The sequence below is a fragment of the Corynebacterium sp. HMSC069E04 genome, assembly GCF_001813175.1.
Taxonomy (GTDB): Bacteria; Actinomycetota; Actinomycetes; order Mycobacteriales; family Mycobacteriaceae; genus Corynebacterium; species Corynebacterium aurimucosum.
Window position 1 is genome coordinate 1 of the sequence record NZ_KV811697.1, and the last position, 14,664, is coordinate 14,664.

General features: G+C 58.0%; 14 protein-coding genes and 2 tRNA genes. 6 read left to right on the forward strand and 10 right to left on the reverse strand.

What is annotated here, in order from left to right; genetic code table 11:
- Positions 1-340 precede the first annotated feature (340 nt).
- The gene (pepN, locus tag HMPREF2896_RS11065; RefSeq protein WP_070719544.1) at positions 341-2,881 is read right to left on the reverse strand and encodes an aminopeptidase N; all 2,541 of its coding nucleotides are present in this window, start codon (positions 2,879-2,881) and stop codon (positions 341-343) included.
- Positions 2,882-2,982: 101 nt separating this feature from the next.
- On the opposite strand from pepN, the gene HMPREF2896_RS11070 reads away from it, so the two are divergent.
- The gene (locus HMPREF2896_RS11070; protein WP_070564389.1) at positions 2,983-3,597 is read left to right on the forward strand and encodes a mycothiol-dependent nitroreductase Rv2466c family protein; all 615 of its coding nucleotides are present in this window, start codon (positions 2,983-2,985) and stop codon (positions 3,595-3,597) included.
- On the opposite strand, the gene HMPREF2896_RS11075 is transcribed toward HMPREF2896_RS11070, so the two are convergent.
- Positions 3,594-3,971 (reverse strand): MFS transporter, encoded by a 378-nt coding sequence (locus HMPREF2896_RS11075; RefSeq protein ID WP_210388774.1) that lies wholly within the window; start codon positions 3,969-3,971, stop codon positions 3,594-3,596. The genes HMPREF2896_RS11070 and HMPREF2896_RS11075 overlap by 4 nt on opposite strands.
- A gap of 102 nt (positions 3,972-4,073) precedes the next feature.
- Here HMPREF2896_RS11075 and HMPREF2896_RS11080 point away from each other — a divergent pair, with 102 nt between their 5' ends.
- Positions 4,074-4,547, forward strand: coding sequence for a ribose-5-phosphate isomerase (locus tag HMPREF2896_RS11080; protein ID WP_046647313.1), 474 nt, complete (start codon positions 4,074-4,076; stop codon positions 4,545-4,547).
- On the opposite strand, the gene HMPREF2896_RS11085 is transcribed toward HMPREF2896_RS11080, so the two are convergent.
- Together HMPREF2896_RS11085 and HMPREF2896_RS11090 are read right to left on the reverse strand one after the other, a co-directional pair.
- Positions 4,544-5,374, reverse strand: a complete 831-nt coding sequence (locus tag HMPREF2896_RS11085) for an aldo/keto reductase (protein WP_070719545.1) — start codon at positions 5,372-5,374, stop codon at positions 4,544-4,546. The genes HMPREF2896_RS11080 and HMPREF2896_RS11085 overlap by 4 nt on opposite strands.
- Before the next feature lie 172 nt (positions 5,375-5,546).
- Positions 5,547-5,621, reverse strand: a tRNA-Gly gene (locus HMPREF2896_RS11090).
- 202 nt (positions 5,622-5,823) lie between these two features.
- On the opposite strand from HMPREF2896_RS11090, the gene HMPREF2896_RS11095 reads away from it, so the two are divergent.
- From HMPREF2896_RS11095 to tig, 3 genes are all read left to right on the forward strand, one after another.
- Entirely contained in the window at positions 5,824-6,627 is an 804-nt protein-coding gene (locus HMPREF2896_RS11095) for a hypothetical protein (protein ID WP_070719546.1), read from the forward strand.
- A gap of 137 nt (positions 6,628-6,764) precedes the next feature.
- Positions 6,765-6,838, forward strand: a tRNA-Pro gene (locus HMPREF2896_RS11100).
- Positions 6,839-6,911: 73 nt separating this feature from the next.
- Positions 6,912-8,267 (forward strand): trigger factor, encoded by a 1,356-nt coding sequence (gene tig / locus HMPREF2896_RS11105; protein ID WP_070719547.1) that lies wholly within the window; start codon positions 6,912-6,914, stop codon positions 8,265-8,267.
- A 186-nt stretch (positions 8,268-8,453) separates the two neighbouring features.
- Here the strand turns inward: tig and HMPREF2896_RS11110 are convergent, their stop codons facing one another.
- The 6 genes from HMPREF2896_RS11110 to HMPREF2896_RS11135 form a co-directional block, all read right to left on the reverse strand.
- Positions 8,454-9,035, reverse strand: a complete 582-nt coding sequence (locus tag HMPREF2896_RS11110; RefSeq protein ID WP_070645377.1) for an NADPH-dependent FMN reductase — start codon at positions 9,033-9,035, stop codon at positions 8,454-8,456.
- Between the two features lie 39 nt (positions 9,036-9,074).
- Entirely contained in the window at positions 9,075-9,410 is a 336-nt protein-coding gene (locus HMPREF2896_RS11115) for a hypothetical protein (protein ID WP_141740748.1), read from the reverse strand.
- A complete protein-coding gene (gene nrdF, locus HMPREF2896_RS11120; protein ID WP_083306556.1) occupies positions 9,331-10,356 on the reverse strand; it encodes a class 1b ribonucleoside-diphosphate reductase subunit beta in 1,026 nt (341 codons plus the stop codon). The genes HMPREF2896_RS11115 and nrdF overlap by 80 nt, the downstream gene beginning before the upstream one ends.
- A 51-nt stretch (positions 10,357-10,407) precedes the next feature.
- Positions 10,408-12,603, reverse strand: a complete 2,196-nt coding sequence (gene nrdE / locus HMPREF2896_RS11125; protein ID WP_070447783.1) for a class 1b ribonucleoside-diphosphate reductase subunit alpha — start codon at positions 12,601-12,603, stop codon at positions 10,408-10,410.
- A 50-nt stretch (positions 12,604-12,653) separates the two neighbouring features.
- Positions 12,654-13,121 (reverse strand): class Ib ribonucleoside-diphosphate reductase assembly flavoprotein NrdI, encoded by a 468-nt coding sequence (gene nrdI, locus HMPREF2896_RS11130; RefSeq protein ID WP_005324049.1) that lies wholly within the window; start codon positions 13,119-13,121, stop codon positions 12,654-12,656.
- 115 nt (positions 13,122-13,236) lie between these two features.
- Positions 13,237-13,917, reverse strand: coding sequence for a metal-dependent transcriptional regulator (locus tag HMPREF2896_RS11135; protein WP_010190918.1), 681 nt, complete (start codon positions 13,915-13,917; stop codon positions 13,237-13,239).
- 138 nt (positions 13,918-14,055) lie between these two features.
- Between HMPREF2896_RS11135 and HMPREF2896_RS11140 the strand changes: the two genes are divergently transcribed.
- Positions 14,056-14,655 (forward strand): ATP-dependent Clp protease proteolytic subunit, encoded by a 600-nt coding sequence (locus HMPREF2896_RS11140; RefSeq protein WP_010190917.1) that lies wholly within the window; start codon positions 14,056-14,058, stop codon positions 14,653-14,655.
- Positions 14,656-14,664: the final 9 nt, after the last annotated feature.

Below are 14,664 nucleotides of genomic sequence, written 5' to 3' on the forward strand. Positions count from 1 at the left end.
ATCAGAGGCATCCGCGCCGAGCACGCGGAGTTCATCGGGTGTGCCAGGTGCATGCTCCACCAGCGTAATCCCCGAGTTGCGAAGGCGGAGGTAGGTTTCGATATCCCCCATGAGCACAGAGACTAAAACAGCACCAGCAACCCCGCAACCGGAGGAAGAAAATTCCTGGATAGAGGGGTGCGTCACGGGTAACGGGAGGAAGGTTGGCCACAGGCGTGGCTAATGCTGACAAAGGGTAGGGGACGGGATTGGCTGGGTGAACGGTGGCGGCGGACAGGGGGAGGAGGAACTGGAGCACAAGCCCCACAGGTGAGGGGGCTTGATGTGCGTGCTCTGGGGACTAGCCGCGGTCGACGGCGCGGTTGCGCAGAGCGCGGGCGAGGCGGTCGCGCTGCTCGGTGACTGCGCGGCGCAAGCCGCCGGCCAAGTCGCGGGAGAGGAACTCGTCGGCGCGGTCGAGGGTCTCCTGGCTGACATCCCAGCGCGGGAACAACCCGGTTACCGTGGTCAGGGCAATCTCGTTGGATTGCGCGGACCAGATCTTTTCCGCCACGTCAAAGAACTCAGCGCTCGGCAGGAGCTCGTCGGAGCCTACGAACGCCAGGCCCGCTAGCTTGGATTCCAAGTCGCGGTTGCCCAGTTCACCGGCGACAATCTCGTCCCACACCGCGCGCTTGTTGTCCTCGGTATTAACCGCAGCCAACGCCTTAAGCGAGGCCTGGTAGCCCGTCGCGGTGTTATCGCGCTTGAGTTCCTCAGCCACCGCCGTCAGGGCGGCGCCGGCGGCTTCGGGCCCGGTGACGTCGGCAAGCGAGCCATCAGCAATGAGCGCGGTGAGCGCCTTCCAGCGCAGGCCCGCATCCGAGGAGGTCTCAAGAAGGTCCTGGAAGAAGGTGCGGGAGGCGTCGTGAAGCTTGATGCCGGCCAGCGCCTGGGTGAAGACGATGGAGCGCTCGGCGTCATCGGAGCGGGCGCCGGCCAGGAGGGCGTCGGCAAGCTGCGTGTCCTCCTTAGCCCACTCCGGGTCGGCATAGGTGGACTGGGCCAAAGCGGCCTGGGCGAGGATGCGCTCGAGCACGGCGAGCTCAGTCTCCGCCGCCGCACCGCGGGCGACGAGCGCGACGAAATCGCGGGCGCGCATGGTACCTGCACGGGTCATCTCCCACGCGGTGGACCAGCACAGGGTGCGGGCCATGGGGTCCTCGAATTTGTCGACATTCTCCAGCAGGAACTGCAAAGAACCCGCATCCAGATCGATGAGGCAGTAGGTCAGGTCATCGTCGTTGGGAAGGACGAAGGGGACGTCGGAAAGCGCGCGGCCCACAAGCTCCGGAATCTCAGTGGAGGAGCCGTCGATATCCATCTCGATGCGCTCGGTGCGCACCACCTTCTCACCCTGCAAGGCATAGACGCCGACAGCGACGCGGTGCGTGCGCAGGGTATCACCACGCTGGGTGAGGTAGGCCTGCGTGATGATGCCGGACTCGTCCGTACCCAACGCCACGCCCAGCGTGTTTACGCCCGTGGTCTTGAGCCACTGCTGTGCCCAGAAGGACAGGTCACGCCCTGAGGCCTCCTCCAAGTGGCGCAGCAGATCCCCGAAGGTGGCGTTCGACCACTGGTGTTCCTGGAAGTGGCGGCGCACGCCGGCGAAGAAGTTCTCACGGCCCACATAGGCCTGCAGCTGCTTGAGCACCGACGCCCCCTTGGCGTAGGTGATGCCGTCGAAGTTCTGCTCCACGGTCTCAATGTCAGAAGCATCCGTGGAAATCGGGTGCGTCGTGGGCAGCTGATCCTGCTGGTAGGCCCAGGCCTTCTCCACGTTGGCAAAGGTCACCCATGCGGTATCGTATTGGGTCTCCTCCGCCTGGGAAATCGCCGCTGACCAGGTAGCAAAAGACTCGTTGAGCCACAGGTCATCCCACCACTGCATGGTCACCAGGTCACCGAACCACATGTGCGCCAGCTCGTGCAGGATGGTATCCGCGCGGCGCTCGTACTTGTAGTGCGAGGCCTGAGACGTAAAGACGTACTCGTCCCGAATTGTTACGCATCCGGCGTTCTCCATCGCACCGGCGTTAAACTCCGGCACGAAGATTTGGTCATACTTGCCAAAGGGGTAGGCAAAGCCGAAGTTGCGGTGATAGAAATCAAAGCCCTGCTTAGTCTCGGTGAAGAGGCGCTCCGCGTCGAGCGAATCCAGCAGCGAGGGGCGGCAGTAAATCCCCAGCGGCACCTCAACGGTTTGTGCCGGCGAGCCCTCGGGATGCTCCGCCAACGTTCCGGTCCACGTATCCGTCACACCAACGTACGGGCCCGCGCACAGCGCAATCAGGTAGGTCGACAGCGGGTAGTCCACCGCAGCGCGCACGGTATTGCCCGAACGCGTGATGGGGGAGTTGGTAATGACCGCCCAGTGCTCTGGGACCTCAAAAGTCAGCGAGTACGTAGCCTTCAAGTCCGGCTGGTCAAAGCAGGCGAAGACACGCTTGGCGTCGGCAGTCTCGAACTGGGTGTAGAGGTAGGCCTCACCATCCACCGGGTCCACGAAGCGGTGCAGACCCTCGCCGGTGCGGGAGTAGCGGATCTTCGCCACGACCTTGAGCTCATACTCCGCCACCTGCAAACCCGAGAGTGGGATGCCGTACGTCGGGTCATAAGCGCTGGTGGGCAGGGGAGCGCCATTGAGGCGGACCTCGAGAAGCTCGTCACCGCGCAAATCAATGAACGTCGAACCAGCTTCCTTCACCCGGAATTTCACCACCGTGGTGGAGGTGAAGAACTCTTCCCCGGTGAGGTCGAGCGCGACGTCGTAGTGGCTTACCTCCACCATGTCGGAGCGCTGTTGGGCTTCCTCGCGGGTGAGGTTGATCGAGGTCATGTACTGTCTCTCCTCTTTCTCGGTACCTTTAGTCTCTGCACCAGCGTAGTCACACGCCTAGGGTGGGGTGCCAAAGCCCACACAAACAAAGGAGATTTACCGTGGCTCAACAAGTGACGTTCTGGTTCGACTGCTCTTGCCCCTTCGCCTGGCTGACCTCGCGCTGGATTAAGGAAGTGGAGAAGGTTCGCGATATCGAGGTGACCTTCGAACCGATGTCCCTGTCCGTGCTCAACAAGGGCCGCGACCTGGATCCGGAGTACATGAAGATGATGGAGGCCAACTGGGGCCCTGCCCGCGTAGCGGCCAAGATTGCCGTGGAAGCCCCGGACAAGGTCGATGCCTTCTACACCGCGATGGGCACCCGCATCCACACCGAGGGCCAGGGCGGTAAGAAGGGGTACGGCGCTTATGACGGCATCATCAAGCAGGCGCTTGACGACGCCTCCCTCCCCGCCGACTTCGCCTCCGTGGCCAACACCGAAGAGATGGATGACAAGCTCATCGAGTTCCACAACTGCGGCATCTCCGAAGTTGGCGACGAGGTCGGTACCCCAGTGGTGAAGTTCGGCGATACCGCCTTCTTCGGCCCAGTCATCACGCGCGTTCCCACCGGCGAGGAAGCCGGCGAGCTTTTCGACGCCTCCGTGCGCCTCGCCCAGTTCCCCTACTTCTTCGAGCTCAAGCGCTCCCGCACGGAAGCCCCGCAGGTTTAGCGAGTTCGATTCTGCGTCGCTGCGACGACGACGCAGATGAGGACCACCGGGCTAAGCGCGAAGGCGGGCAGCCCGGCAATGTTGATGATTGGGAGGGAGGCTTGCGCTCGAAATTCCTCCCACGCGGCGACTACCCACGTAGCCCATGAAGCGCCTGCGAGGAGAGCAAGCACACCGGCGGTGATCCCAGCTGCACGGTGTGGCTTCTGGGCTATCCACCATGCGCTCACCCCGAGGTGAGCCACGGTCATCACGATCGCCATGACCAGGGGCAGGAGGAAGCTGCGTTCCGTGAAGAAATTTGCGGCGAACAAGCCGGCGCCGATGAGAAAAGCTATGAGGTATAAGGCGGCCACGCGTCGTGTCATGGGCATGGAAAATCTCCTCTTTTGAGCGGGCCGCACCGAGCGTAGCAAACGCACGTTATTAATGGCAGGGCTCAGCGGGCAGTCGCCCTGCCCGCTAAGATGTGGGGCATGCGCGTTTATTTAGGAGCAGACCACGCAGGTTTCGAGATGAAGAACATCATCGCTGAACACCTGAAGAAGCAGGGCCACGACGTTATTGACTGCGGTGCCCACGAGTACGACGCCGAGGATGACTACCCGGCATTTTGCATTGAAGCCGCGTTGCGGACCGTTAATGATCCGGGCTCGTTGGGCATCGTGCTCGGCGGCTCCGGAAACGGCGAGCAGATCGCTGCTAACAAGGTCAAGGGTGCACGTTGCGCGCTGGCCTGGTCCCCTGAGACCGCACGCCTCGCCCGCGAGCACAATAATGCTCAGCTCATCGGCATCGGCGGCCGCATGCACTCTGAGGAGGAGGCGCTGGCTATCGTGGATGCCTTCCTGGATCAGGAGTGGTCCCGTGCCGAGCGCCACCAGCGCCGCATCGACATTCTTGCCGAGTACGAGCGCACCAACATTCCGCCGGAGCTTCCGGAGGCTTAGTAGTTCATCTCTGCGGGGTGAGTGCCGCCGCGGCCCTCTTCCCCGAGATCGAGATCGGTGATTGCAGCCATCTCGGATTCATCTAGCTCGAAGCCGAAAACATCGAAGTTCTGCGCGATGCGCTCCGGGTTTTCGGACTTTGGGAACACGATGACGCCGTTTTGTAGATGCCAGCGAATAATCACCTGGGCGGGGGAAACGCCGTATTTTTCGGCAGGCTCGGTGATTTCCGGCAGTTCGAAGAGGTCCGTCTTACCCTGGCCTAGTGGACCCCAAGCCTCAATCTGCACCTTGTGGGCGCGGAAGGCGTCGAGCTCGCGCCAGCGCTGCAGGTAGGGGTGCAGCTCCACTTGATTGACCACGGGGGTTTCATCAGTCTGGGTTTCCAGCTGGTCCAGGTGCTCCAGTTCGAAGTTAGAAACACCAATGGACTTGGCCTTGCCGGCCTTTTTCAGCTCGATGAGCTGCCTCCAGGCTTCGACATAAGTGCCATTATCCGGGCAGGGCCAGTGGATGAGGTAGAGGTCCACGTAATCGAGGCCCAGCTTTTCCAAGGACTCGTCGAGAGCAGCGGCCGCGTCAGTCTGGCGGTCATTCCACAGCTTCGTGGTGATAAATAGTTCTTCGCGCGGAATGCCGGACTTGGCGATAGCGCGGCCCACGCCTTCCTCGTTGCCGTAGATAGCAGCGGTGTCAATGTGGCGATAGCCCACCTTGAGGGCTTCGAGGACCAGCTCTTCGGTCTTGTCGGGGTCAACCTTGAAGACACCGAAGCCGAGCTGGGGGATAGTGTTGCCATCGTGGAATTCGATATTGGGTATAGTCATGCGGCCCACTCTACGTAGAGTGCGGCCATCCTTGCAGAAAAGATGCAAGGGGAAGCCGCACAACAAAATGACCCTTAAGCCCAGCTACCGCCTTAGCTACCATGGTTGCCGGTACAGGCCAGTACAAAGTCAGCCCCACTCCCTGTTTTCGCAGGTAGTGGGGCTGTTTTCTTGGAGGGAATGACGGGAATCGAACCCGCGTCTTCAGCTTGGAAGGCTGAGGTATTAGCCACTATACGACATTCCCACAACCGACGATCTTCAACTTTCAAAGCTCCGACTGTGAAAACACTGCGCTTGAAAGCCAATGAATCGGCGTGCGCACTACTTTAGCGCACGCGGGCGCTGAAACGAAAATGGGAACTAGAAAGGGGTAAAGGACGTTATTTTGGATAGGTACATAATCCCAACAACACACAATTCGACTCTTTAGTGAAAGTGGTGCTTTCGTGAGCTCGTTATTGCTCCTTATCCTCATCGTCGGCGGCGGCGCCTGGTTCCTTTCTTCGCGCAACGGGAAGAAACAGCAAGAGCTGCGAGAATCCCAGCGTTTTGAGGATGCGATGGCGGATGCGCGCCGCTGGACTGAGCGTTTGGGTGGCCAGGTGATGAACTTGAGCGGTACGGATACCGCCTCCCAGCAGGCTATGGCGGATGCCTCTGAGCGTTTTACCGCGGCCAATTCGGCAATTTCCCGCGCCACAACCGTCAAGCAAGCGCACCTAGCGCGCGAGTCCGCACTGGAGGGGCTCTATTATGTGGCGGCCGCGCGTGAGATTATGGGCATGGATCCGGGCCCGGAGCTGCCACCGCTGGAGGGCCAGCGCCAGGCCGGCAAGGTGACGGAGACCCGCACGGTGGAGGCCAACGGGGAGACGCTGACGGCGTCGCCAAGCGCATCTGCAGAAACCCCCAACTACTACCCGGGTGGTGTCGTGGCTGGACGCCCGGTCCCGGCCGGCTGGTACTCGCGTCCGTGGTGGGCTGATGCGCTGACCACCGGCGTGTGGATGGTGGGCTACTCCATGATGTTCAATGCGATGTTCGCGGGTATGTCCGGCGTTGGCTACTCCGCCGCAACCGCAGAAAACGGTGACTGGGGCGGAGACATGGGCGGTGCCGAGGGTATGGACGGCGGCGCCATGGATGGTGCCGGTGACTCCGGTGGAGGCGAGGAAGGCGGCTTCTTCGATGGCCTCTTTGGTGGCGACGGAGGCGATGGTGGAATGTTTGATTTCGACTTCGACTTCTAAAGCTAAAGTCGCCTCTGACATGCGGAAACAAAGTTTAATTGGGGCCGGTGTTGGGATAGTCAAGCGGCTATCGGTACACTAGCCCCAGTATGAAGCGCAGCTGCGTACGGAACTTCCGGGCGCAGAGGCTTTCCATACGGGGCGTGGCGCAGCTTGGTAGCGCACCTGCTTTGGGAGCAGGGGGTCGCAGGTTCAAATCCTGTCGCCCCGACGTATGGGGGCCTGGACACTCATCCAGGCCCCCTAATTTCATCTTTGAACGATCACAATCAGGAGAGTTTCTCGTGAAGACCACCGTAGACAAGCTGAGCGATACCCGCGTCAAGCTCACCGTCAACGTTCCGTTCGCTGAGCTGGACAAGGAAATCGATCAGGCCTACGCGGCGATCGCGCAGCAGGTTTCCATCCCGGGTTTCCGTAAGGGCAAGGCTCCGCGCCAGCTTATCGACGCCCGCTTTGGTCGTGGCCCCATCCTCGAGCAGGTCGTCAACGACATGCTGCCGTCCCGCTACGAGCAGGCCGTTGAAGAAAACGAACTCAAGGTTATTGGTCAGCCGGAGATTGACATTGCCAAGCTGGAGGACAACGACTTTGTCGAGTTCACCGCTGAGGTAGACGTTCGTCCCGAGTTTGAGGTGCCGGACTTCTCCAAGATTTCCGTCAAGGTGCCGGCGCTGGAGACTTCCGAAGAGGACGTCGACAAGGCGCTCGAGGACCTGGCTTCCCGCTTCGGTGAGCTCAAGGACACCAAGCGCAAGATGAAGACCGGTGATTTCGCTATCGTCGACATCACCACCGAAGTTGATGGCACCAAGCTAGATGAGGCTTCCCACGAGGGTATGACCTACCGCATCGGTGACGACAACCTGATTAAGGGTCTCGATACCGCACTGCGTGGCATGAAGACCGATGAGGACAACGAGTTCACCACCACCATCCAGTCCGGTGAGCACGAGGGCGAAGAGGCCACCGTGAAGGTCCACGTCCAGCAGACCAAGGAGCGCAAGCTGCCGGATCTCGACGACGAGTTCGCGCAGATGGCCTCCGAGTTCGACACCATCGACGAGCTGCGAGAGGACACCAAGTCCCGCGTCGAAGAGTCCAAGAAGTCCGAGCAGGCTGCTGCCATCCGCGATGAGGTCCTGAAGGCCGCTCTGGCAGAGGTTTCCTTCGAGCTGCCGTCCTCCATCGTTGATGAGCAGGTTCACGCTCAGCTGCACCAGGTCATGGGCCAGCTGGCTCACGACGAGAAGGCTCTGGCCCAGCTGCTTGAGGCACAGGGCACGACCCGCGAGGAGTTCGACGCTGATGCTCGCAAGTCCGCTGAGGAATCCGTCCGCACCCAGCTCTTCCTCGACGCCCTGGCTGAGATCGAGGAGCCGGAGGTGTCCCAGCAGGAGCTGACCGACCACATCCTGTTCACCGCGCAGTCTTACGGCATGGACCCGAACCAGTTCATCCAGCAGCTGCAGTCCAGCAACCAGCTGGGTAACCTGTTCTCTGACGTTCGCCGTGGCAAGGCCCTGGCAATGGCTATTTGCCGCGCCGAGGTCACCGACGAGGCTGGCAACAAGGTTGACGTTGACCAGTACTTCGGTGAGATCGACGAGGACGAGGCTGAGGATACCGACGCCGAGTAATAGCCCTTCATGCTCAAGGCCCAGCGTGCGTGCGCTGGGCCTTTTGTGTGTGGTCGAGGGAAATCGAAATCCCGGATTCAGGTAACTCAAGGATGAGTGTGAATCCGGGGTTTGTGTCTTTGAGAAGGCCCTTTAGAAGCCTTCAAGTACTTCGTAGAGGGCGGTGGCTAGGGTTAGTCGCCGTCGCTAGCTGTGCTTGGCTGTTAATGTCATGTCGACCAACTGCAGGAAGCGCATAACGTAATCCTTGACAAAGTCTGCGGTGCGTTGATTGAGATGTCCGGACTCTTCGAAAAGGGTGGGGGATTGGCCCAGAAATACTTCGGGCTGACCAGGGAGCGGCATATCGAAGTAGGACAGGGCGAGGCGAAGGTTCTTCTGTGAACTGTAGCCGCCCATGCGGCCTACAGAGTGGCTAATGATACCTGCGGGAAGGTTCTTCCACGCCACATCTGAGTTGGGCTTAGAGCCGATGTCCACTGCGTTCTTGAGGCAGGCAGGGATAGTGCGGTTGTTCTCTGGCGTAATGAAGAGGATCCCGCTCGAGTTCTTGATGGTCTCGCGAAAGGTGGTGTACTCAGCCGGAGTGGGCTTGTCCGTGACGGCGGGGTCATCGTAGTCGAAGTCATAGAGCGGCAAGTCACGGATTTCCACGATGTTTGCCTCGTAGTCTTCAGGGATCATCGTGAGCACCTCGTGTGCAATCTTGCGTGCAAATGACTCTCGGCGCAGGCTGCCGACGATAACGCTGATACGTGGGGTGGTCATGGTAAACCTTCTTTCTTAGTTGGGTGTAGGGAGACGTGGTCAAGGGAGAAAAGGCTTGCAGCCAAAGGCCGGTGGTGGGCCGGCAGCGTGGGCGGCGGTGAGGAAGCCATCTACTTTGTCTCCTTCTTCATGGCGGAAGTACAGTTCGATGAGCCCTAGAAGACCCCCGAGGACGGCCTCTCGTGCGGCGGATGTATTCAACAGCCGCATGGCTGCGGGTTGGTTTCCTTCGCGGATGGCTTCAAACAGCGCGATGGTCTCAAGCCAGCTTCCTTGGTCCGGTCGCGGAAAAGGTTTAGAAATCCCAGTCATCATCACTCGTTTCTTCAGCAGTACCAATGACATAGGAGGAACCAGATCCGGAGAAGAAGTCATGGTTCTCATCTGCTCCGGGGGCTAGGGCCGCGAGGATTTCTGGGTTCACTTCCGTTTCTTCGGGCGGGAAATAGTCCGGGTAGCCCAAATTCATGAGTGCCTTATTGGCGTTATAGCGAACGAACACGGCTACATCATCCATGAGTCCCAAAGGCTCGTATAGCTCGCCGGAATAGTCCAGCTCTAGTGCATAAAGCTCTTCGAGCAAAGAAATGGTGAAATCATGCATTTCCTTCTGCCGTAGCGGGGTCGTGGATTCCAAACCGCGCTGATACTTGTAGCCCGAGTAGTAGCCGTGCACTGCCTTGTCACGCAGAATGAGGCGAATCATGTCTGCCGTATTTGTCAGGGTGGCGTGGACAGAAAAGTGCAAGGGAAGATAGAAACCCGCGTAGAGAAGCAATGAGGAAAGCAGCGTCGATGACACCTTGCGTTTGAGTGGATCCGGCCCAAAATAGTGCGCGAGCACTTTCTTGGCGCGTGCCTGGAGAAGGTCGTTATTCACCGCCCAGCGGTATGCTTCATCAATTTCCTTTGTACTGCTCAGGGTAGAAAACACTGAAGAGTATGAACGGGCATGGACTGACTGCATGAAGGCGATGTTGGTATACACGGCCTCCTCGTGTTCGGTGCGGGCATCTTGAATCTGACAGATTTCTCCCACAGTGGCCTGGACAGTATCCAGGGTGGTGAGTCCCGTGAACACCCGCATGGTGAGGTTGCGTTCCTCGGGCGTCATCTTCTGCCACGCCGGGAGATCATTAGAAAGCGGGACCTTCTCTGGCAACCAAAAATTGGCGGTGAGACGGTTCCACACTTCAAGATCCTTGCCATCGCTCACCCGGTTCCAATTGATGGCGCGGATGCGGGCTGAAGGATCATGCCGGTAGCTCGGCGGGGTAACTGAAATGCTGGTTAGTTCAGCACTGTTCGATGTTGAAGACATAGCTTCCTTCTTTCTGAGTGAATGGTTGTAGACAAGGGGAGGACCGTGCTCCTACAAAGCACAGGAGACGCAGCCTTCGACCTCGGTTCCTTGGAGCGCGGATTGGCGTAAACGGATGTAGTAGAGGGTCTTGATTCCGGCTTTCCAGGCATAGATTTGTGCCTTGTTGATGTCTCGCGTGGTCGTATCAGCGGTAAAGAACAAGGTCAGGGAAAGTCCTTGGTCCACGTGTTGGGTGGCCATGGCGTAGGTGTCGATGATTTTTTTGTATCCCACGGCGTAGGAGTCATCGAAATACTCCAGGTTGTCGTTGGTCATTTCCGGCGCGGGGTAGTACACGCGCCCCAAGCGGCCTTCCTTGCGTATTTCAATTTTGGAGGCAATCGGGTGGATGGACGCGGTGGAGTCATTGATGTAGGAAATTGATCCAGTGGGTGGAACTGCCTGCAAGTAGGCGTTGTAGATGCCGTCTTGCATCACTTGTTTCTTGAGCCGTAGCCAATCCTCGCGTTGAGGAATCTGCACGCCTGCTTCATGGAAGAGCTGTTTTACGTGTTCAGTGGCTGGCACCCAGTCTTGGTCGATGTATTTGTCAAAGTAGGCGCCAGTGGCATAGGTGGATTCTTCGAAGCCTGTGAATCGTTGACCTTTTTCAACCGCGAGTGCATGGGATGCGCGGAGCGCATGGTAGGTCACCGTGAGGAAATAGATATTTGTAAAGTCCAGTGCCTCGGCGCAGCCATAAGGAATACGCTGTGAAGCAAGGAAGCCGTGGAGATTCATTTGGCCCAGACCAATGGCATGCATGGAAGCATTTCCGTGAGCGATGGAAGGAACAGCTTCGATATTCGTCAGGTCTGAAACTTTCGTGAGGGCACGCACCGCGGTTTCGACGGTCTCCCCGAAGTTCGGTGATTCAAAAGCCTTCGCTATGTTGAGGGAACCTAGATTGCAGGAAATATCCTGGCCGACGGTGGTGTAGTCACCCGAAGCTCCGTAGGTCGAGGGCGTGTTGACCTGGAGGATTTCACTACACAGGTTGGACATATTGATATGTCCTTTGAGGGGATTAGCGCGGTTGACCGTATCCTCAAAGAGGATGTAGGGGTATCCGGATTCAAACTGAAGCTCAGCCAGCGTGGTGAAAAACTCGCGGGCTTTAATGGTCGTGTGAGAAATTCGCGGATTGGCAACCAACTCGTCGTAGTACTCGGTGATGGACATGTCAGACATGGCTACGCCGTACTCGCGAGCGATGTCATACGGGCTAAAAAGATGCATATCCTTGTTCTCTTTGGCCAGCCGGAAGGTTATATCTGGAATAACAACCCCCAGCGAAAGAGTCTTGATGCGGACTTTCTCATCGGCATTTTCCCGCTTGGTATCCAGGAAGCGAAGAATATCTGGATGGTGCGCATGCAGGTAGACGGCTCCAGCGCCCTGCCGGGCGCCCAATTGGTTGGCATAGCTGAAGCTATCTTCGAGAATTTTCATGACTGGGACTACGCCGGAAGCCTGGTTCTCAATCTTTTTGATCGGGGCTCCGGATTCGCGCAGATTGCTCAGCAACAAGGCCACTCCACCACCGCGCTTTGATAGTTGCAGTGCAGAGTTCACGCTGCGGCCAATGCTCTCCAGATTGTCTTCGATTCGCAGAAGGAAGCAGGAGACCATTTCGCCGCGCTGGGCTTTGCCTGCGTTGAGAAAAGTAGGGGTGGCGGGCTGGAAGCGTCCGGTCATGATGTCATCCACCAGCTTTTCTGCGAGCTCTTCGTCGCCCTGTGCAAGGTATAAAGCTGTGGTGGCGACACGTTCTTCGTAGCCTTCTAGGAATCGGGAGCCATCAAAGGTTTTCAGTGCATATGAAGTAAAGAACTTAAATGCGCCGAGGAAGGTGCGGAACTGGTGCTTAGCTTGATGTGCTCTGTCGTACATGGCGCACAGAAAGGCGTCATCATAAAGCTCAAGGAAATCCCGCTCGTAGTACTCGTTATCAACCAACCATTCCAAGCGTTGCTTGGTGGAATCGAACTGATGCATGCGGGGAGCGACATGGTGCGTGACATAGTCTTGTGCTGCCTGAATGTCCTTGTCAAACTGGATTTTTCCAAAAGCGTCGAACAAGTTCAGCTGCGCGTTGAGTGCGTGGTAGCTTTTGCGCTTGCCGACACCGCCGGCATTGTCTGCTGAAGCAGTGCGGGGCGTAGCGCCAATAGTCTGTGTGGGGGTGGCATCAAGAGACCACATTGTGTTGTCCAATCTGTGTGATGCGGATGTGTTCTTCATCTTGTGGGGGATTAATGGGGTGTCATCGTTAGCTGCTTTTGCTGCTCCCAAAACTTTTGAAGGCCCTGCTTTACGGCGGCAATGTCCTTCTGGGTGCCGAGAAGCTCGAAGTGATACAGCTCCGGTACGTGGCACTTGGCGGAAATGATGCGTCCGGCGACGCAGTAAGCACTTCCGAAGTTGGTATTCCCTGAGGTAATAACGCCCCGGATAAAGGAGCGGTTGATTGGGTCATTGAGGAAGTCGATGACCTGTTTGGGGACTGCGCGTTTGAGCGAGCCTCCGCCGTAGGTGGGAACGATGAGTACGTACGGGTGTGAAACCTGGATCATCCCGGTTTTCTTGGGGCGCAGCGGAATGCGCACCGCGGGTCTATCTAAGCGTTCGACGAATCTTTTTGTGTTTTCTGAAACGCTAGAAAAATACACCAAATCTGGTGAGTCTGACATAGCAATCCTGCTCATCCTGGCCTTAGCCATAAGTGGGATAGGTGATATTCGAAAAGACTAACTACGCAATGGCGTAGTTGCAACTACGGCCCAACGTAGTTTTGAAAAGGGCAGGTGAAAGTAGGATTAATGCAAAGGGGAAGGTCTAACGGCTGTGGTGTGCTACAAACACTGCGTCGGTAGCTGGGCGTCCAAGCACTACCCACTGAGTGCTGCCGGCCACCTGTATTTCGAGAGAATCTGAAAAGGGCGCTCCCTCGCGCGTGCTAAGAACAGCCCCTGTGACAATGCCGCGCTCTTCAAGGAACTTCAGCAGTTGTGGGTCGGAATCAGAAATGCGTTCCACGGTCACTTGCGGTTGTGCACCGCTGTCGGTGAGACGGTGCGCACTGGGGATTGTGATCTGTCCATCAACCGTAGGGATAGGATCGCCGTGCGGATCCCTAGTGGGGTAATTAAGGAACTTATCTACACGTTCTATGAGCATGTCGGACACCGCGTGTTCGAGATTTTCGGCTTCATTATGGACTTCGTCCCACGTGTAGTCCAATGCTTGAACCAAAAAAGACTCAAGCAATCGGTGGCGGCGCACCATGACCAATGCGTACTGCCTGCCAAGTTCGGTTAACTCCACAGAGCCATAGGGCGTGTGTGACACGAGCCCTTGCTTCGACATTTTGCGCACTGCATCGGAAACCGAGGAGAGCTTGAGTCCCAACTGTTTCGCTATAAGTGTGGCGGTAACGGGCTCGGACGACCATTCCTTTAGCCCCCAGATTGCTTTCAAATAGTTCTGGGTACTGGTGGATAGCTCGGAAACAGACATGAGCAAATGTTAACCCAGCTTCCGTATGCGCCTTTGGTGCTGCGCCCCAACGCTCATAGCGAACAGAGGCCAAGTTTGAGAGGAATGCCGGTAAGGTGGGGCCAGTTAAAGCATTCTTCACTTGAAGGAGAACCATTAATGTCTGAGAAGATTTCAATGAACTCGTCGTCTACGGGTATGAATCTGAGCGATAGCGTGTATGAGCGCCTGCTGCGCGAGCGCATTATCTTCCTGGGAACCCAGGTGGATGATGAGATTGCCAACAAACTGTGCGCCCAGATCCTCCTGCTGTCCGCAGAGGACCCCACGCGCGATATTTCGCTTTACATCAATTCCCCGGGTGGCTCGGTCACCGCGGGCATGGCCATCTACGACACGATGAAGTACTCGCCGTGCGACGTGGCTACGTATGGCATGGGCCTGGCCGCTTCGATGGGCCAGTTCCTGCTCTCCGGCGGCACCAAGGGCAAGCGCTACGCGCTGCCGCACGCCCGCATCATGATGCACCAGCCTTCCGCTGGTGTGGGTGGTACCGCCGCAGATATCGCCATCCAGGCCGAGCAGTTCGCGCAGACCAAGCGCGAGATGGCTGAGCTCATCGCTGAGCACACCGGCCAGACCTTCGAGCAAATCACCAAGGATTCGGACCGCGACCGCTGGTTCACCGCCCAGCAGGCCAAGGAATACGGCATCGTCGACCACGTCATCGAGTCCGTCAACGGTCCTATCACCAACTAGGGAACAAGG

What these genes read in the sequence shown, in the direction of transcription:
- HMPREF2896_RS11135 (WP_010190918.1), bottom strand. Translation starts at nt 13,917, where the DNA reads ATGTCTGTTTCCGAGCTATCCACCAGTACCCAGAACTATTTGAAAGCA.
- HMPREF2896_RS11075 (WP_210388774.1), bottom strand. Translation starts at nt 3,971, where the DNA reads ATGCCCATGACACGACGCGTGGCCGCCTTATACCTCATAGCTTTTCTC.
- nrdF (WP_083306556.1), bottom strand. Translation starts at nt 10,356, where the DNA reads ATGTCTTCAACATCGAACAGTGCTGAACTAACCAGCATTTCAGTTACC.
- pepN (WP_070719544.1), bottom strand. Translation starts at nt 2,881, where the DNA reads ATGACCTCGATCAACCTCACCCGCGAGGAAGCCCAACAGCGCTCCGAC.
- HMPREF2896_RS11140 (WP_010190917.1), top strand. Translation starts at nt 14,056, where the DNA reads ATGTCTGAGAAGATTTCAATGAACTCGTCGTCTACGGGTATGAATCTG.
- nrdE (WP_070447783.1), bottom strand. Translation starts at nt 12,603, where the DNA reads ATGTGGTCTCTTGATGCCACCCCCACACAGACTATTGGCGCTACGCCC.
- HMPREF2896_RS11110 (WP_070645377.1), bottom strand. Translation starts at nt 9,035, where the DNA reads ATGACCACCCCACGTATCAGCGTTATCGTCGGCAGCCTGCGCCGAGAG.
- nrdI (WP_005324049.1), bottom strand. Translation starts at nt 13,121, where the DNA reads ATGGCTAAGGCCAGGATGAGCAGGATTGCTATGTCAGACTCACCAGAT.
- HMPREF2896_RS11085 (WP_070719545.1), bottom strand. Translation starts at nt 5,374, where the DNA reads ATGACTATACCCAATATCGAATTCCACGATGGCAACACTATCCCCCAG.
- HMPREF2896_RS11115 (WP_141740748.1), bottom strand. Translation starts at nt 9,410, where the DNA reads ATGACTTCTTCTCCGGATCTGGTTCCTCCTATGTCATTGGTACTGCTG.
- HMPREF2896_RS11080 (WP_046647313.1), top strand. Translation starts at nt 4,074, where the DNA reads ATGCGCGTTTATTTAGGAGCAGACCACGCAGGTTTCGAGATGAAGAAC.